This is a genomic window from Acinetobacter sp. ANC 3781 (genome assembly GCF_004331285.1).
Taxonomy (GTDB): Bacteria; Pseudomonadota; Gammaproteobacteria; order Pseudomonadales; family Moraxellaceae; genus Acinetobacter.
The window spans coordinates 79,506-95,703 of record NZ_SJOH01000013.1 but is presented as its reverse complement, the minus strand read 5'-3'; the positions used below and the strand labels follow the sequence as shown (position 1 = coordinate 95,703).

The window sequence follows — 16,198 nt, the reverse complement described above, 5'->3', positions numbered from 1 at the left end:
CTGGAGGTTTTGAACCAGGAAGTTGCTTTGTTGTGTTGCTGATGTTGAGTCATTGTCGAGTCCTCTGTTGTTCTGTTATTACTTGGCTAAAAGTGCAGCTTGAATATTAATTTTGTTTGGAATCAGTTTCTGGTTATAAAATGCATCGGCAACATCTTGCTGCTTTTTCACCACTTCGTCAGAAATTGGTTGTACACCAAAACCCATACGGGAAATGGAGGATTGAAGGATGCCGCTGGACAGTCCTGTTGGTTTTTCCAGGAGTTTGGCCGCTTCATCTTGATGTTGTGAGACCCACTGTGTAGTCGTGTTTAATTCGTTTACGACAGCTTTCAGCACATCCGGATGTTGCTCGGCAAATTTACGGTCTGCCAAATAAAACTGATGATTGCTGACCAAGTTTTCACCTGTTGCAATGACACGTGCCCCAATTTGCTGTTCAGCAGCCGCAAAGAATGGATCCCAAATCACCCAGGCATCGACTGCACCTTTTTCAAAAGCGGCACGTGCATCGGAAGGCGGTAAATACACCACTTGAATGTCATCCAGTTTCAGGTTGTTGGCTTGAAGTAATTTGAGTAATAAGTAATGCACGTTTGAGCCTTTGTTCAGGACAACACGTTTACCTTTTAAATCCTGGATGTTTTGAATGGCTGAATTTTTTTGCACAATTAAGGCTTCAGCTTTAGGCGCTTGCGGTTGGTTGGCGATATAAACCAGATTCGAATTGGCTGCCTGAGCAAAAATAGGAGGTGCTTCACCCGCCTCACCCAAGGAGACACTGCCGACATTTAAACCTTCAAGCAGTTGTGGACCGGCAGGAAATTCCACCCATTTCACATGGACGCTTTGGTTTTTTAATGCTGTTTCTAAAGTGCCGCGTTCTTTAATAATCGGCAACAGGCCATATTTTTGAAAACCGATATTTAAGGTGACCGTTTCAGCTTCTTTTTTGCCACAGCCAGACATCATCATTGCACCAGCAACTACTGAAGAAAGGAGTAGTGATTTCGCCCAGAATTTTGCTTGAATGGTGCTCATGAATGTCGCTCCGCAACAGGAAGTATTGAATAATGAACAGACACGCTAAAGCCTTTTCTTTTTCGAAAAAAATAAAAAAATAGGAATTCTTAGTGAGAAAAAAAGATAAATAAAAAAAAGAGAAACTTAGAAGAAAAAGTGATTTATAAGAACAATAAAATAGACTGTTTTAATATTTTAAATTATTGATATTTATTTATTTTAATTGTAAATACGGTGCAGCTATATGTTTATGAAAAAAATAGCATAAGTAAAAATAGTCCGATTCCTCAAAATAAAACATAAAGATATAAAAAATAAAGCTATAGCGGCGATAAAAAAAGCCACTTTAAAGTGGCTTTTTAAATACCAGAGAATTGCGCTGATAGTTATACAGCGCCTGACGTGCATTGGGCAGATCATCGACACTCGCGGGTTCAAAACCGTGTTCGACAAACCAGTGTGCAGTACGTGTGGTCAATACAAACAGTTGCTGAATGCCCATTTTTTTAGCTTTGTCTTCCAAATAATACAAAATTTGACTACCACGATTGGACTTGCGATAGGTGGGATCGACCGCGACACAGGCAATCTCGGCCGATTTGATTTCATGGGCTGAAGCTGGAATCGGATAAAGCGCAGCACAGGCTAAAATCATACCATCACGTTCAATCACAGAAAACTGCTCAATTTCACTTTCTAAGCGTTCCCGTGAGCGATAAACCAAAATGCCTTCAGCCTCAAGCGGGCGAAGTAGTTTCATCAAGCCACCGACATCCTGAATATTTGCAGTACGCACTTCTTCATAATGTGAATTGGTCATCATGGTGCCTGTACCATCACGGGTGAACAGTTCTTCCAGCAATGCGCCATCATAGGTATAAGAAATTAAATGTACACGACGTACACCTTGCAGTGAGGCATTTTTCGCACCACGTAACTGCAACGCAATATCCGGATTGGAGTCCTGATATTGAAGAATATGCTGATCAAGTTGATGCGGCGGAATTTCACGCTGCAATTGCCCCAATTCATTGACCAGACCTTGTTGTTTACCCAGGAAAATCAGCTTGTCGGCTTTAAGCAGAATGGCGGTATTGGTGGCGACTTCTTCCGCGACCAGGTTAAATACTTCACCTGTGTTGGAATAACCGGTTGGACCCAGCAAGACAATATTATGATTTTTAAGATGACGTTGAATGGCATCGGTATCTACGGTACGCAGTTCACCGGTCAGCTGGAAATCAATCCCATCACGAATGCCATAGGGTTTTGCGGTGACAAAATTACCTGAAATGACATCAATTCGTGCGCCGTACATCGGTGAGTTGGCCAGACCCATTGAAAGCAGCGCTTCGATTTGCAAACGAATTGAACCCACTGCATTCATCACGCAGCTTAAAGATTCACGTGTGGTAATCCGGCGATGATTATGAAATGGGGTTTGAATGCCGCTGGCTTTTAGGTTCTGATTGATTTGTGAACGTGCGCCATGCACCAGAATCAGACGAATACCTAAAGAATGCAGCAGGGCAAGGTCGTGAATAATATGCTGGAAATTTTCATGTTGTACCGCTTCACCATCAAACATAATAACAAAGGTTTTATTACGGTGGGCATTGATATAAGGCGCAGAATGTCGAAACCAATGCACATATTGCAAAGTTGTGCTTTGTGATGTTTCCGATGAATTCGCGTGCATACTTATCTCAAATTAAAAAAAATTCCTGCTTTGATTCTAATGAAAAAATGACTGTGGGGAAGCTAAAAATTAAAAAAACACCTGAATCGCATTCAGGTGTTTTTAAGTAATCAGAAATTTAAACCGATTTTAGTTGATAATGCGGACAATACGGTCGGTACGTTCGTTTACCAGTACATAGTCGCCATTCACTTTATACCATTGTTGATAACGGTTGGTATTCGGTAAGCGGCGTGCATCACGGTCGCTCACTTTATAGATCGATGAGCTGAATACACGCGGGAAATTTTGCCCTGCACGCCAGTCACGACTCGGGTTTACCCGTTTATTATCATAACGCTTGTTATTATCCCAACGGTTGTCCTGATGTGAGGGTGCATGGTTATAGCGTTGACGATCATCATAACGATGATCCGGCGCTGCCATCGCAGAAGTAGCCATCAATGCAGATAAAGACAGTGCAATTGTTGTTAAAACTTTTTTCATGACGTTCACCTTAGATCATTTTTAAATATATTTTCGATAAGACAAAATTAACCAAAAATTAGAGATAAAAAATGAGAGCTATATAGGTGAATTGTGAAATTGATGGAGAAAAAAAGAAGATTTTTAAAAACCCTGAAAAGCTTACAGTCAAAGCCTTGCTGTTAAAACAAACGATTTTTTAAAAATAAAAAAAAGCCCAAACCGGAGTTTGGGCGTAGAGAATATAAAACTGAATTTAGAAACCCTGAATACGAATAATATTATTACTGTCAGTGTCGACTAAAATATAGTCATTATTAATTTTATACCACTGCTGGTTACGAGAGGGTCTTGGCAAGTCATGGCTTTTGTAATCGACTTTATAACCGTTACCCCGATAATGCTGCGGCATTATATAACCGGTTTGCCATTTATGCTGTTGTAGACGTTTTACCCCACGTTCTTCCCGAACACGGCGTTTATCTTGCATACGATCATCGCCATCATCCTGGTCACGAAAATCTCGACCATTATTTGATTGCTGATGACGTGATTGATCCCAACCACGATTGTTATCGTGTTTCTCGTGAGGTGCAGCAGTGGTTACACTGTTTGCCATCAATGCACTGAAAGAGATTGCCAAAATTGTCAAAATCTTTTTCATGTTGAATCCTCATAGAAAATTATTAATTTCAATCATGCTAATGTACGAAAAAATTGCAGAGAAACTGTGAAGATAAATCACTCATTTATTAAAAAATGCAGAGATAATAAGGATATTATGCAGAAATATCTCACGATTTAAAAATCTAAAGAAATTTTATATCGATATTAAATACTACAAAAACAGGATATTGATGAAAAATTTGTATCAAATTTTTGATAGTGCTTTATTTGCTCGAAATTGTTCTGATTAAAGGCTGCAACAGCCCTATGCTGACTGTTCAATAAAACTGTTCTAGTTCCATTGCTCAGCAAGGTCTTGAAGTGAGTTCACAGCCTCTGCAATTGCGTCTGCTTGTCCTGCATCATCTAAACGGGTAATCAATGTATTTGAAAGCTGTAATTTTTTAATACTACGGATCGTTTCAATTTTACGTTGTTGATCAGCCATAATCTATTCCTTATATGGGGTTTTTTTCAATATCAATAAGCATAAGCTCATCCTTTAAATTTGAAAAACCGAATATTATTGTTAAATTTATTTAAAAATACGATTTATAGTTTTTTATTATCTAAAAATTCTCTCCTCAAAGGAGGTAATAAAAAAAGGGAGCATAGGCTCCCTTTTTGATCTTTTTAAAGATTAATCCTGCGCATCAATACTTTGACCATTCAGATGCAAGCTGTCGTCACCCATTAAATACAGGTAGGCCGGCATAATCATTTCAGGGGTTGCCAAGGTTTTTGGATCTTCATCCGGATAGGCTTTGGCACGCATGGCCGTCCGTGTTGCGCCCGGATTAATACAGTTAAAACGCACATTGGGATAAACATTTTCTTTGGCAAAAATCTGATTGACTGCTTCAATGGCAATTTTTGATACGGAGTAGGCCCCCCAACGCTCACGTGCTTCACGACCTACACCGGAACTGGCAAAAACCACAGAGGCATGCTCAGATTTTTGTAGTAGTGGTAACAGGGTTTGTGTCAGTAAAAATGGCGCACGCAGATTCACCGCCATCACATCGTCCCAGACATCGACCGGGTAATGGGCGAGTTCCGTGCGTTCACCCAGAATACCGGCGTTATGCAAAATGCCATCGAGGTGACCAAATTGTTTTTCTAAAGTATCGACCAGTAACTCATAGTCTCGAGAAGAGGCGCTGGAGAGTTGCAAAGGCAGAATAGCGGGTTGGGGTGCACCCAAGCTTTCAATTTCATCATAAATGACTTCAAGCTTGTTTAAGGCACGTCCATGCAGGACTACTGTTGCCCCATGCAGGGCATAACTAATTGCAGCTGCACGACCAATACCATCGCCCGCACCTGTAATCAGGATAATGCGATCTTTCAACAGATCGGGGCGAGGTTGATATTCTGAATATTTCATTGCATACCTCCTCGTTTATCGTATTTTTATGTCTTTATGAAATCAGAGAATTGTTATGTTGCTTTGAGATGACCAACTGATTAATTACCTGATGTAATTCGGCAACTGTTTTGACTATACAATCAGCCTGCCATGCTGTTAAGTCATCTTTGTGTTGCAATGGTAAATAGCCATAGCCGGCCAAAATGGTGTACATATTGGCATTACGACCGGCATCAATATCACGTGGATGGTCGCCAACATAGATACAGTCTTCAGGTCGAATCTGAATGTGCTGGGCTGCCAGATACATCGGTTCAGGATCAGGCTTGGTTTTGCTGACATCTTCCGGGCACACCAGAACGGCACAGCGATCAGTCAAATTGAGCGCTTTTAGCAGGGATTCACTGAGCCAGCGTGGTTTATTGGTCACAATCCCCCAAGGAATAGCGTGGCTTTCCAATTCTTCAAGCAGCGGATACATGCCTGCAAACAGGTCAGTTTCTACTGCAATATCTTCGCCATACAGATCTAAAAAACGTTGCCGATGGGCGAGAAAAACCGGATCTTCTACCTCAAGTTCCGGATAGACCAGTTTCACCATGGCACGTGCGCCTTCCGACACTTGAGTACGAATCAGATCAGCAGCCACGATCTCGCATTGTTTATCGCGGCACATGTCTTGAATAATACGGATAAAGTCAGCAGCGGTGTCAATCAGCGTGCCATCTAGGTCAAACAGTACAGCTTTCATTCGGCACCTTCTTTTACCGTATAAACCATATAGTTCACATCGACATTCGGTGCCAGCCAATAACGTTTGGTGATCGGGTTAAAGTGCAAACCTGTCATGTCTTTGAGTTTTAAGCCTGCACTGCGGATGTCATGTGCAAGTTCCGAAGGTTTGATAAATTTATGATAATCATGCGTGCCTTTGGCGAGCATTCGAAGGACATATTCCGCACCAATAATCGCAAATAAATAAGATTTTGGATTACGGTTAATGGTCGAGAAGAATACATGACCACCCGGTTTGACCAACTTTTGGCAAGCTTGAATAATGGATGCCGGATCGGGTACATGTTCCAGCATTTCCATACACGTGACCACGTCATATTGTCCTGCTTGTTCTTCTGCCAACTGTTCTACTGGAACCTGACGATATTCAATATTGGTCACATTTTCTTGTTCTGCATGAAGACGCGCTACATTTAAAGGGGCTTCACCCATGTCGATGCCTAAAACTTGGGCACCACGACGTGCCATGCTTTCAGACAAAATACCGCCACCGCAGCCGACATCGAGGACTTTTTTACCACTAATGCCACCTGAATGTTCATCAATCCAATTTAAGCGTAAAGGGTTAATTTGATGCAGGGGACGGAACTCAGAATGCTGATCCCACCATATGGCTGCGAACGCTTCAAATTTGGCAATTTCTTGTGGATCAACATTCAATTGCGACATCGGTCTCACCTCAATCAAGTCGTTATATTTTAAAAAAAGTTATAGGGGCTTAGTGTAGCGTTTATTCTCAAAAAAGCGATAAAAGCTGTAAAAAAGTTCACAGAATGAAAACGAATTCGGCATAATTGATTTATAGTCATCGTATAACTTAATCATAACGATTTAGAGGACAATAAGGTCAATGAAAAAATTCCTTTTAGGTAGTGTTGCTACTGCTGTTTTTGCCTTTTCGGGCACCGCAATGGCTGCCAATTTTGTCGCGGGTAAAGATTACACCGTGGTTGCCAACCCAGGTAAAGTTGAAGTTCCTGGAAAAATTGAAGTACGTGAGTTCTTTTGGTATGGCTGTCCACACTGCTTTAAATTAGAACCACATATGCAGGCTTGGCTCAGAAAAATTCCTAAAGATGTCAACTTTGTGCGTACACCTGCTGCGATGAACCCTCTATGGGAGCAAGGCGCGCGTGGTTATTATGTGTCTGAAGCATTAGGCGTTCGTAAGAAAACTCACTTGCCTTTATTCCATGCCATTCATGCCGGTGGTCAACAGATTTTTGATCAAAAATCACAAGCCAAATTCTTTGTAAAATATGGCGTACCAGAAGCCAAATTTAACAGCATGTTTAATTCATTCGCGATTACTTCTAAAGTGGCTCAATCGAAGAAATTGGCACAACAATACCAACTGAGCGGTGTGCCTGCGGTCGTGGTAAATGGTAAATATGTGGTTCAAGGTGAAGATGCGAAAGTAACTCAAGTGGTGAGCTACCTGGTGGAAAAAGAGCGTAAAGCCAAATAAGTTGGATGTACTAAAAAACCCGCAATCATTGCGGGTTTTTTTATATCTCATCTTGAGCGATTACTTGCTTACTGCTGCCAGTGTGGTATCCCAGTTGGAAATTCCGCGAAAAATGACATGTACCTGGGTAATGGTTTGCAGCTTAAATTTTATTTGTTGTTCTATCCGTTCATCCGCCTGATAGTGACGATTGATATCCATCCAAGTCATTGCCCAAGTAAAAGATAAATTAATTAAAATATTTGAAATCACCTGAAGGTCTTGTAGATTGCGGATGTGCTGTACTGTTTCCATTTTGCATAAATCATTGGCCAAGTCTTCAATTAAGAAATTAATTTCCCGTGCAATGGCCTGACGAATCACTTCTGATCCACCCCAGCGCTCGGCAATCATGAATACCCACGGTTCAGGATTATGCTCAACCGCTTGGAAAAACAGGTCTAGGCTGATTTTCGCTTTGGTATTCGGTTGGTAGATATAAGCTTGTCCAAGTTGATGCAGAATGCCTTTTAGATGCAGGGCAACGTGATCGACTAATTCGAGTCCAAGCTCATTCATGTCTTGAAAATGGCGATAAAACGCAGTCGGCACCAAACCGACGTGGCGCGCGATTTCACGCAAACTGATACTACTAAAAGAACGTCCAGACGTGCTTAAAGCAAGCGCGGCATCCAAAAGTGCTTGGCGGCTTTGTTGTTTACGCTCATCCCGTATCGACATTCGATTACCCTAAAAAAATTCTGCCTGAAGTCTATCAAAAAAAAACAAATTAAACGACGAATGTCAGTGAACAGGTGTTGACTGAAGTAAAAAATAATAATAGTGTACAAGTGTTCACTGTAAGAACACCTGTTCACTCAAATAAATAACCAGCAATAAAAAAGAGGAACCTCATATGAGTCATGTGATGCAGTACCAACCGCAATGGATTCGAGAAGATTTCATCGATTTTATTGCTGAAAAAGTGAATCCAGTTTGGGCATGGAAAAAAGTGAAAGCCAGTATTGTCGATGTCCACATGCTGAATGAAGACTTTTATCAAATTCAGCTTCAGCCTAATCATAACTTTCAGGCAAAAACATTTCGTGCTGGGCAAAGTATTTTAGTGACTGTGGTGATTGCAGGTGTTCGTCAGCAACGTAGTTACTCGATTGTAAAAATTACCGCTCAGGGCAACATTGTGATTGCAGTAAAACGCCAAGGTAAAGTATCCAATGCCTTAACACATTTAGCTCGAGGCAGCGTGGTAGAAATTTCTCAAGTTCAGGGCGATTTCACATTAAGTTCATCTCAGGATTCTATTCTATTGCTGGCGTCAGGCAGCGGCATTACTGCTATTTATTCACTGTTAGAGCAGGCACTCATTCAAAAGGTAAAGCAGATTGATCTGCTCTATTTTACTCGTGACAATGCTTTTCATAGTGAATTATTGCAATTGGCTGAACAATATCCACAGTTCCACTACCATCATTTTAATACCGTAGCCCAGAAGCAGCATTTAAGCGTAGAACTGCTCGAAAGTAGGGTAGCCGATTTCAAGCAACGCCAAAGTTATGCCTGTGGTGCCAAGGGGATGATGCAAAGCCTGAACCAGATTTATCAACACTTGGGGATTGCCGATCAACTCAAACAGGAATATTTCCAGGTCGTTGTCGATGAAACTGCAGCCGTACAACCGGTGGTATTTCTACGAGCCCAACAAGAATTTGAAGCAAAAACCAATTTACTTGAAAGTGCCGAACAGGCGGGGCTAAGACCAGCACATGGTTGCCGTATGGGTATTTGCAATACCTGTACCTGTACCAAAGTCAGCGGCTCAACCAAAAACTTGCTGACCGGTGAAATTGACCACGATAGCAATACCCAAATTAAATTGTGTATTAGCCAAGCTGTCAGTCCTGTAGTGATCAACCTTTAAAAATTTTAGTTCTGCTCACACTTGCGATGAATAGGTGCTGGAGCATGACTCAGGAGAAAAATAATGAATATGTCAGTTAAATTTCTAGAAAACAGCAAGTCAAAACATCTGAGCGCTAAACAAACTGCCGAATTCGGTGAGAAAGTCGATGCCATTCGCCGTGAAATTATGGACAATATTGGCGAGCAAGATGCGCAATATATCTATAAAATTCGTGATTTTGTCCGTTATAGCGAAATCGCCTCTCGCGGTATGCTAATGTTTGGCGGCTGGATTCCACCAGTATGGTTGATGGGTACAGGTTTGTTGGGTCTGTCCAAAATCGTGGAAAATATGGAACTGGGTCATAACGTGATGCATGGTCAGTTTGACTGGCTGAATGACCCGAATCTGAATGGTGCCAATTATGACTGGGATACCATGGCAACCGGCGATGACTGGAAGCATACCCATAACTATATTCACCATACTTATACCAATATTATTGGCAAAGACCATGATGTTGGCTATGGCCTGATTCGTGTCAGTGAGGCGCAAAAATGGGAACCACGCTTTTTATTCAATATTCCTTTAGCCATGCAATTGATGGTGTTTTTCGAATGGTATGTGGGCTTACAAAACCTACATTTGGAAGATGCAATTGCCTATAAAACCAAAACATGGAAAGAGGTTTGGGTCGACTCAGCGAAATTCCGTAAAAAAGTGGTGCGTCAGGTGGCCAAAGATTATGTATTTTTCCCGCTGATTGCGGGGCCGAATGCTTTACCTGTATTTGCCGGCAATGCCGTGGCGAATGTGATTCGTAGTCTATGGGCATCAGCGGTGATCTTTAATGGTCATTTCACTGAAGATACAGAAACTTTTGAACCAGATAATACCGAAACTGAAACCCGGGCAGAATGGTATTTACGTCAAATTCGTGGATCGAGTAACTTTAGTGGCACAGAATGGTTGCATATTTTAAGTGGTAATTTGAGTCATCAAATTGAACACCATTTATTCCCGGATATGCCGGCTAACCGTTATGCAGAAGCGGCACCCAAAATTCGTGCCTTATGCGCAGAGTATGGCATTCACTATAACGAAGCCAGTTTTATGAAACAGTTTGGCAGTGTTTGGGTACGTTTAGCTAAATGTTCTTTACCGAATTCCTGGACAGCTTCGATTATGCAATCGAAACAGAAGTTAAAAACATTATTTCGCTTTTAAAGTGAAATAGAAAGGGATTTGAGCTAAGCATAATGGGAGGCTAATTCAACTGGTGGCTAAATAGAAGCAGCGTGATTTTATGGTTTTTGTCAATCGACAGTCTGTCAGCAAAACCTTCAAGCTTGCTTCTGTTATACTAGGCCGCAATGAATTTTAGCCAAAGAGAACCCATTATGCGTATCGACCAACGTACAGTAGATCAATTACGTGACGTAAAAATTACCCGCAACTATACGCGTTATGCGGAAGGTTCAGTATTGATTGAATTTGGTCATACTAAAGTTCTTTGTACCGCAAGTATTGATAATTCAGTACCACGTTTTCTTAAAGGTAAGGGACAAGGTTGGGTCACTGCTGAATACGGTATGTTGCCACGTTCAACGCATACCCGTAGTGACCGTGAAGCCGCTCGTGGTAAACAGAGTGGCCGTACTCAAGAGATTCAGCGTCTGATTGGTCGTAGCTTGCGTGCCATGGTCGATTTGAAAAAACTGGGTGAAAACACCATTACCATTGACTGTGATGTGATTCAGGCAGATGGTGGTACACGTACCGCAGCTATTACTGGGGCAGCTGTAGCTCTCATTGATGCAATGAATGTATTGCTTGAGAAAAAGAAAATTAAGCAAGACCCACTTAAAGGCTTGGTGGCTGCGATTTCTGTCGGTATGTATAAAGATGAAGCGTTATTGGATCTGTGTTATGAAGAAGATTCAAGCTGTCAAACCGACTTAAATGTGGTCATGACACAAGCAGGCGAATTTATTGAACTGCAAGGTACTGCCGAAGAAAAACCCTTTACCCGTGCACAGTGTAACGAGATGCTTGAACTGGCTGAAAAAGGCATTCAAGAATTAATTAAAAAACAACAGGAAGCTTTAGGTTGGTAAGTTGTTTAATTAAGAAATAAAAACCGCACCTCAAGGTGCGTTTTTTATATAGATCATCTAAAGGACTGGATACAAAAAGGCTGCAATAGCTGCACCTTTTGAAACGCAGGCTTAAGATCAAGTTCATATTCAGTGCTTAGACTCATGTTTTATTTTTTCAGGAGGAGTGATGTTAAATATCATAATCTTAGTTATATCCGTGGTGACGCTGGTGCTGATGACCAGTGATCCACGTGCTTCAGAGAAAGAATCGATCCAATCCGCTTGGCAACAGAACATACCCTCCAGTGAAATTCAGGATTTAACATCTAAACCGAAATCTCAATCAAGAAATGATACTGAGCAGACTTAGGCATTAAAGCGCATTGATAAATCAACCGCTTTGACGTCTTTGGTTAAAACGCCCATCGAAATATAGTCGACACCAGACGTTGCCACTTCACGTAAGTTTTCAATGGTGATGTTGCCCGAAGCTTCCAACTTGCAACGACCTGCCACATGCTTCACCGCATCAATCATTTGCTGTTGACTGAAATTATCCAGCATGACGATATCGGCATGGGCTTCCAAGGCTTGATTGAGTTCATCCCAAGTTTCAACTTCAACTTCTACAGGTTTACCCGGTGCAATGTTATGCGCTTTGGCAATCGCCTGAGTAATGCCACCTGCTGCCATAATATGGTTTTCTTTAATTAAAAAGGCATCAAACAAACCAAGGCGATGGTTTTGACCACCGCCAATCGCTACGGCATATTTTTGTGCAATACGTAAGCCGGGAAGGGTTTTACGGGTATCGAGCAATTTGGTGTTTAAACCTTCTAATTGTTTCACATATTCAGCTGTTTTCGTTGCTACCGCAGAAAGTGTTTGTACAAAATTTAGCGCAGGACGTTCAACCGTCAGTAAGCTGCGTGCAGAGCCGGCCAGTTTTAAAAAGGCTTGATTGGCTTGGACACGGTCACCATCATTTTTAAGCCAAGTCACTTGTACCGATGAATCATAGGCCTGGATTAAAGCATTCACCCAAGGTTGACCCGCCAGAACCATATCTTCACGGCTAATGATGGTTGCAGTGGCTTGTTCGTCTTCAGGAGTCAATAAAGCGGTGATATCACCCTCGCCAATATCTTCTTGTAAAGCCTGTTGAATATTGATCTGGATTGCGTGTTCTAACAAAGATTGAGAGATGCTCATCAGAATTCCGTATCTTTTTTAAGCCATGAAAATTGCGCGTTATATTAGCACTGTTCATTTAAAAGAAATGGTTTTTCAATGGATTTTATTCGGGGAGTTTGAGATTTTAAGTTTAAAGTTTTAGGATTACGCTAAAATCATCTACTTAGACGAATAAAACTGAGGATAGGAATATGCAACAGGCACCGTCTTTTCAGGTCATCGATGGTCAGTTGATCGGTGCAAGGCAAGTACCATCCCCGAACTATAATCAACGCCCCGAACATACTGAAATTCAGTTAGTGGTGGTGCATAACATCAGTTTGCCGCCCTCGCAATTTGGCGGTGGCTATATTGAACAGTTTTTTCAAAACCAGCTGGATTGGTCGGTTCATCCTTATTTTCAAACCATTGAAGGCATGCAGGTGTCGACCCATCTGTTAATTTTGCGCAGTGGTGAGGTTTTGCAATTCGTGAATTTTAATGATCGCGCCTGGCATGCAGGGCGTTCCAGCTATTTGGCCAAAAAAGAATGTAATGATTATTCCATTGGTATTGAACTGGAAGGCAGCGATGACCAGCCTTTTGAGGATGTGCAATACAATACATTGGCAAAGGTGATTACGACCTTGCAGGAGACCTATCCGAAGATATTGCAACATCTGGCAGGGCATTCGGATATTGCGTCAGGACGTAAAACTGATCCTGGGCCTTTTTTTGATTGGCCAAAAACCAGAGCTTTAATACAACAATATAAAGCAGATCAATAGCTGCTCGAGTTTATGATTTAACAACGAAATTCCTGTGAAGTTTCTTTACAATAGCGACTTATTTTAATACTGGGTGGAAATGATGGCACTGTGGCGGTCGACCTTTATTGTCAGTGCAATGACCATGTTGTCTCGGGTTTTGGGTCTAGTCCGGGATGTGGTTTTGCTGAATGTGTTTGGTGCAGGTAAAGATTTTGATACCTTTGTGGTTGCCTTCCGTATCCCGAACTTCTTTCGGCGGCTGTTTGCCGAAGGGGCCTTTTCGCAAGCCTTTATTCCGGTTTTAACCGAATACAAAACCACAAAAACCCATGCTGAAGTGCAAATTCTGATTAGTCGGGTATTTGGTTGTCTGGCGACCTTTATGACCGCACTGACCTTTATTGCCATGATTGCTGCACCGGCGATTTTGTATATTTATGCACCGGGTTTCCATAGTGATCCAGAAAAATTTGCCTTAGCCACGGACATGTTCCGTCTGACGATTCCATATTTACTGTTTATGTCGCTGACTGCTTTTGCCAGCAGTATTTTAAACAGTTATGGTTCATTTTCGACCCCAGCTTTTGCGCCAGTCTTACTGAATATCACCATGATTGCAGGCGCATGGTGGTTAACGCCGTATATGGCTGAACCGATTATGGCCTTAGGTTGGGCTGTAGTCGTTGCAGGTGTATTGCAACTGGTGATTCAAATCCCGGAGTTATGGCGTAAAAATCTGCTGATTCCACCTAAAGTTGATTTTAAACATGAAGGTGTAGATCGCATCATGAAATTGATGCTGCCTGCCTTATTTGGTGTTTCGGTGACGCAAATCAATTTGCTGCTGAATACCATCTGGGCATCCTTCATGCAAGACGGTTCGGTGTCCTGGCTATATAGTGCCGAACGCATGACTGAATTACCTTTGGGCTTAATTGGGGTGGCAATTGGTACGGTTATCCTGCCATCACTTTCTATGCGCCATGCCGAACAAGATCAATTAAAGTTCCGTGGCATGATCGACTGGGCGGCAAGAGTGATTATGTTGGTCGGTATTCCCGCCAGCATTGCCTTGTTTATGCTATCCACTCCCATTATTCAGGCACTGTTCCAACGTGGGCAATTTACCCTTGAAGATACACAGATGACCGCATTGGCTTTGCAATGCATGAGTGCCGGGGTCATTTCCTTCATGCTGATTAAAGTGTTTGCGCCGGGCTTTTACGCACAGCAAGATACCAGAACCCCTGTACGTGTCGGCTTAATGGCCGTTGCAGCTAATGCGATTTTAAACGTAGTCTTTATTGGCTTCTTTAAACTGATCCATTGGGAAGCAGAACATATGGCATTGGCGTTGGCCTCTTCAGGTTCTGCACTGGTGAATGCCGGAATGTTGTATTTTTATCTGCATCAACGCGATATTTTCCGCTTTGGGGCGCACTGGAAGAAACTTTTTCTTCAGTTTGCCATTGCCAATGCCCTCATGATTACGGCACTTTGGTATGCCTTGAGTTGGTATAACGGCGATGTTTCACAATGGATTCGCGTATTCGAAGTCATTGGCCTTTGTCTAGTGGGGGTTTTAGCTTATGCGATTGGTTTATTGATCACAGGGTTCAGACCACGTCACTTAAGACCCTAATAAAAGATCTCGGATTTATTCTTTAGTTTGAGATAGTGACTGGAGTTAAATGTGTGAAATATAATTTAATTTTCGCTTAATTTGATTTTAGATTTTTTAATGGGGTAGATGGATTTCCAATATAAAAAAGAGCCTAAAGAGGCTCTTTTTTATGAAGCTAAAAGTATAAGATAATTTTATACCTTCCCTCGAGAGAGGAAGCCGACAATTGCTAGAATAACTGCAATGACCAGTAGAATAACCGCGAAGTCTTTAGATAGACCGGCGACACCACCGAAACCTAACAGACTGGCTATAAGTGCAATCACTGCAAAAATAATCGCCCAACGGAACATAAGCTTTCTCCAAGTGTTGTTATTTTCAAAGTAGATTTAGTATAGGACGTTGAAATTCCTAAAAGTGTTATTCTTATGTTGAAAAAATGTTCACTTTGACAGTAAATATATGATTCAAAGTAAAAATAACATTCCTACATTGTGAACTTGAACACGCTATAATAATGGCTAAGCTCTCTTCTTTTTTTTCGTTTTATGACTGCCAAATTACGTCCGGAATTTTGGAAAAAATATCCTTTAGCTGAACTGAATCCTACTGAGTGGGAGGCACTTTGTGATGGGTGTGGTTTATGTTGTCTGATTAAACTGGAAGATGAAGAAATTGGTGAAGTAGCTTATACCAAGGTCTCATGCAAACTTCTCGATTGCAAAACAGCGCATTGCAGTAATTATGCCGAGCGTTTTAAGTATGTTCCTGATTGCATTCAACTGACTCCTGATAAATTGGCCACCATTCACTGGTTGCCACCCAGTTGTGCTTACCGTCGCTTAAAAGAAGGCAAAAAGTTGCCGTCTTGGCATTATTTAAATACCGGTACACGGCAGAGTGTGATTAAGGCGAAAAAGTCGGCCGCAGGGCGCTGTATTTCGGAAGTTGAAGTCAATGAAGCAGATATTGAAGACTATATTGTTCGTTGGGTACGCTAATTTTGACCGTACACTTCTTGGAAAAGATCTTCTAAAAAATATTTAGTTGATCTCAGTTTAATCCTGCCAAGTTTGTGCTGCCTGTTGCAAAACTGCTGGAATCAGCAAGCTTCAAAACCAGATGATTTTTTTGTAAAACATTTCAA

General features: G+C 41.6%; 19 protein-coding genes. 8 read left to right on the top strand and 11 right to left on the bottom strand.

From position 1 onward, the window contains the following. Window positions 1–78: 78 nt before the first annotated feature. The 8 genes from E0H89_RS10850 to ubiG all read right to left on the bottom strand — a co-directional run bounded on the left by E0H89_RS10850 (window position 79) and on the right by ubiG (window position 6,686). On the bottom strand, window positions 79–1,041 hold the full coding sequence (locus tag E0H89_RS10850) for a sulfonate ABC transporter substrate-binding protein (protein WP_131216949.1): 963 nt from the start codon (window positions 1,039–1,041) through the stop codon (window positions 79–81). Between the two features lie 328 nt (window positions 1,042–1,369). Further along, on the bottom strand, window positions 1,370–2,722 hold the full coding sequence (argA, locus tag E0H89_RS10845) for an amino-acid N-acetyltransferase (RefSeq protein ID WP_131216947.1): 1,353 nt from the start codon (window positions 2,720–2,722) through the stop codon (window positions 1,370–1,372). A gap of 129 nt (window positions 2,723–2,851) precedes the next feature. Then, window positions 2,852–3,208, bottom strand: a complete 357-nt coding sequence (locus tag E0H89_RS10840; RefSeq protein ID WP_131216945.1) for an RcnB family protein — start codon at window positions 3,206–3,208, stop codon at window positions 2,852–2,854. A 235-nt stretch (window positions 3,209–3,443) separates the two neighbouring features. Then, a complete protein-coding gene (locus E0H89_RS10835; RefSeq protein ID WP_131216943.1) occupies window positions 3,444–3,851 on the bottom strand; it encodes an RcnB family protein in 408 nt (135 codons plus the stop codon). A 294-nt stretch (window positions 3,852–4,145) separates the two neighbouring features. Beyond that, window positions 4,146–4,301 carry a hypothetical protein gene (locus E0H89_RS16450; RefSeq protein WP_165494044.1) on the bottom strand — a complete coding sequence of 52 codons (156 nt, stop codon included), beginning with the start codon at window positions 4,299–4,301 and terminating at the stop codon, window positions 4,146–4,148. 192 nt (window positions 4,302–4,493) lie between these two features. Next, entirely contained in the window at window positions 4,494–5,240 is a 747-nt protein-coding gene (locus E0H89_RS10830; RefSeq protein WP_131216942.1) for a YciK family oxidoreductase, read from the bottom strand. A 34-nt stretch (window positions 5,241–5,274) separates the two neighbouring features. Continuing rightward, the gene (locus tag E0H89_RS10825; protein ID WP_131216940.1) at window positions 5,275–5,973 is read right to left on the bottom strand and encodes an HAD family hydrolase; all 699 of its coding nucleotides are present in this window, start codon (window positions 5,971–5,973) and stop codon (window positions 5,275–5,277) included. Further along, window positions 5,970–6,686, bottom strand: a complete 717-nt coding sequence (ubiG, locus tag E0H89_RS10820) for a bifunctional 2-polyprenyl-6-hydroxyphenol methylase/3-demethylubiquinol 3-O-methyltransferase UbiG (protein ID WP_131216938.1) — start codon at window positions 6,684–6,686, stop codon at window positions 5,970–5,972. The genes E0H89_RS10825 and ubiG overlap by 4 nt, the downstream gene beginning before the upstream one ends. Window positions 6,687–6,867: 181 nt before the next feature. Here ubiG and E0H89_RS10815 point away from each other — a divergent pair, with 181 nt between their 5' ends. Beyond that, window positions 6,868–7,485, top strand: coding sequence for a thiol:disulfide interchange protein DsbA/DsbL (locus tag E0H89_RS10815; protein ID WP_131216936.1), 618 nt, complete (start codon window positions 6,868–6,870; stop codon window positions 7,483–7,485). Window positions 7,486–7,545: 60 nt separating this feature from the next. On the opposite strand, the gene E0H89_RS10810 is transcribed toward E0H89_RS10815, so the two are convergent. After that, complete coding sequence (locus E0H89_RS10810) at window positions 7,546–8,205, bottom strand: TetR family transcriptional regulator (protein WP_131216934.1); 660 nt, start codon at window positions 8,203–8,205, stop codon at window positions 7,546–7,548. A gap of 175 nt (window positions 8,206–8,380) precedes the next feature. Here E0H89_RS10810 and E0H89_RS10805 point away from each other — a divergent pair, with 175 nt between their 5' ends. From E0H89_RS10805 to E0H89_RS10790, 4 genes are all read left to right on the top strand, one after another. Further along, on the top strand, window positions 8,381–9,403 hold the full coding sequence (locus E0H89_RS10805; RefSeq protein ID WP_131216933.1) for a ferredoxin reductase: 1,023 nt from the start codon (window positions 8,381–8,383) through the stop codon (window positions 9,401–9,403). Between the two features lie 63 nt (window positions 9,404–9,466). Beyond that, window positions 9,467–10,612 carry a fatty acid desaturase family protein gene (locus E0H89_RS10800; protein ID WP_131216931.1) on the top strand — a complete coding sequence of 382 codons (1,146 nt, stop codon included), beginning with the start codon at window positions 9,467–9,469 and terminating at the stop codon, window positions 10,610–10,612. 173 nt (window positions 10,613–10,785) lie between these two features. Continuing rightward, complete coding sequence (rph, locus tag E0H89_RS10795; RefSeq protein ID WP_131216929.1) at window positions 10,786–11,502, top strand: ribonuclease PH; 717 nt, start codon at window positions 10,786–10,788, stop codon at window positions 11,500–11,502. Window positions 11,503–11,671: 169 nt separating this feature from the next. Beyond that, complete coding sequence (locus E0H89_RS10790; RefSeq protein WP_131216927.1) at window positions 11,672–11,854, top strand: ABZJ_00068 family colistin stress protein; 183 nt, start codon at window positions 11,672–11,674, stop codon at window positions 11,852–11,854. Here E0H89_RS10790 and nadC read toward each other — a convergent pair. After that, window positions 11,851–12,696: a carboxylating nicotinate-nucleotide diphosphorylase gene (gene nadC, locus E0H89_RS10785; RefSeq protein WP_131216925.1), complete on the bottom strand. Its 846-nt coding sequence runs from the start codon at window positions 12,694–12,696 to the stop codon at window positions 11,851–11,853. The two genes, E0H89_RS10790 and nadC, sit on opposite strands and share 4 nt — an antisense overlap. Window positions 12,697–12,869: 173 nt before the next feature. Here nadC and ampD point away from each other — a divergent pair, with 173 nt between their 5' ends. Next, the gene (gene ampD, locus E0H89_RS10780) at window positions 12,870–13,445 is read left to right on the top strand and encodes a 1,6-anhydro-N-acetylmuramyl-L-alanine amidase AmpD (protein ID WP_131216923.1); all 576 of its coding nucleotides are present in this window, start codon (window positions 12,870–12,872) and stop codon (window positions 13,443–13,445) included. A gap of 73 nt (window positions 13,446–13,518) precedes the next feature. Next, entirely contained in the window at window positions 13,519–15,069 is a 1,551-nt protein-coding gene (gene murJ, locus E0H89_RS10775; RefSeq protein WP_171459157.1) for a murein biosynthesis integral membrane protein MurJ, read from the top strand. A 176-nt stretch (window positions 15,070–15,245) separates the two neighbouring features. On the opposite strand, the gene E0H89_RS10770 is transcribed toward murJ, so the two are convergent. Beyond that, entirely contained in the window at window positions 15,246–15,404 is a 159-nt protein-coding gene (locus tag E0H89_RS10770; RefSeq protein WP_005006601.1) for a DUF1328 domain-containing protein, read from the bottom strand. Between the two features lie 195 nt (window positions 15,405–15,599). Between E0H89_RS10770 and E0H89_RS10765 the strand changes: the two genes are divergently transcribed. Further along, window positions 15,600–16,052 (top strand): YcgN family cysteine cluster protein, encoded by a 453-nt coding sequence (locus tag E0H89_RS10765; protein ID WP_131216919.1) that lies wholly within the window; start codon window positions 15,600–15,602, stop codon window positions 16,050–16,052. Window positions 16,053–16,198: the final 146 nt, after the last annotated feature.

What these genes read in the sequence shown, in the direction of transcription:
- E0H89_RS10850 (WP_131216949.1), bottom strand. Translation starts at nt 1,041, where the DNA reads ATGAGCACCATTCAAGCAAAATTCTGGGCGAAATCACTACTCCTTTCT.
- argA (WP_131216947.1), bottom strand. Translation starts at nt 2,722, where the DNA reads ATGCACGCGAATTCATCGGAAACATCACAAAGCACAACTTTGCAATAT.
- E0H89_RS10840 (WP_131216945.1), bottom strand. Translation starts at nt 3,208, where the DNA reads ATGAAAAAAGTTTTAACAACAATTGCACTGTCTTTATCTGCATTGATG.
- E0H89_RS10835 (WP_131216943.1), bottom strand. Translation starts at nt 3,851, where the DNA reads ATGAAAAAGATTTTGACAATTTTGGCAATCTCTTTCAGTGCATTGATG.
- E0H89_RS16450 (WP_165494044.1), bottom strand. Translation starts at nt 4,301, where the DNA reads ATGGCTGATCAACAACGTAAAATTGAAACGATCCGTAGTATTAAAAAA.
- E0H89_RS10830 (WP_131216942.1), bottom strand. Translation starts at nt 5,240, where the DNA reads ATGAAATATTCAGAATATCAACCTCGCCCCGATCTGTTGAAAGATCGC.
- E0H89_RS10825 (WP_131216940.1), bottom strand. Translation starts at nt 5,973, where the DNA reads ATGAAAGCTGTACTGTTTGACCTAGATGGCACGCTGATTGACACCGCT.
- ubiG (WP_131216938.1), bottom strand. Translation starts at nt 6,686, where the DNA reads ATGTCGCAATTGAATGTTGATCCACAAGAAATTGCCAAATTTGAAGCG.
- E0H89_RS10815 (WP_131216936.1), top strand. Translation starts at nt 6,868, where the DNA reads ATGAAAAAATTCCTTTTAGGTAGTGTTGCTACTGCTGTTTTTGCCTTT.
- E0H89_RS10810 (WP_131216934.1), bottom strand. Translation starts at nt 8,205, where the DNA reads ATGTCGATACGGGATGAGCGTAAACAACAAAGCCGCCAAGCACTTTTG.
- E0H89_RS10805 (WP_131216933.1), top strand. Translation starts at nt 8,381, where the DNA reads ATGAGTCATGTGATGCAGTACCAACCGCAATGGATTCGAGAAGATTTC.
- E0H89_RS10800 (WP_131216931.1), top strand. Translation starts at nt 9,467, where the DNA reads ATGAATATGTCAGTTAAATTTCTAGAAAACAGCAAGTCAAAACATCTG.
- rph (WP_131216929.1), top strand. Translation starts at nt 10,786, where the DNA reads ATGCGTATCGACCAACGTACAGTAGATCAATTACGTGACGTAAAAATT.
- E0H89_RS10790 (WP_131216927.1), top strand. Translation starts at nt 11,672, where the DNA reads ATGTTAAATATCATAATCTTAGTTATATCCGTGGTGACGCTGGTGCTG.
- nadC (WP_131216925.1), bottom strand. Translation starts at nt 12,696, where the DNA reads ATGAGCATCTCTCAATCTTTGTTAGAACACGCAATCCAGATCAATATT.
- ampD (WP_131216923.1), top strand. Translation starts at nt 12,870, where the DNA reads ATGCAACAGGCACCGTCTTTTCAGGTCATCGATGGTCAGTTGATCGGT.
- E0H89_RS10770 (WP_005006601.1), bottom strand. Translation starts at nt 15,404, where the DNA reads ATGTTCCGTTGGGCGATTATTTTTGCAGTGATTGCACTTATAGCCAGT.
- E0H89_RS10765 (WP_131216919.1), top strand. Translation starts at nt 15,600, where the DNA reads ATGACTGCCAAATTACGTCCGGAATTTTGGAAAAAATATCCTTTAGCT.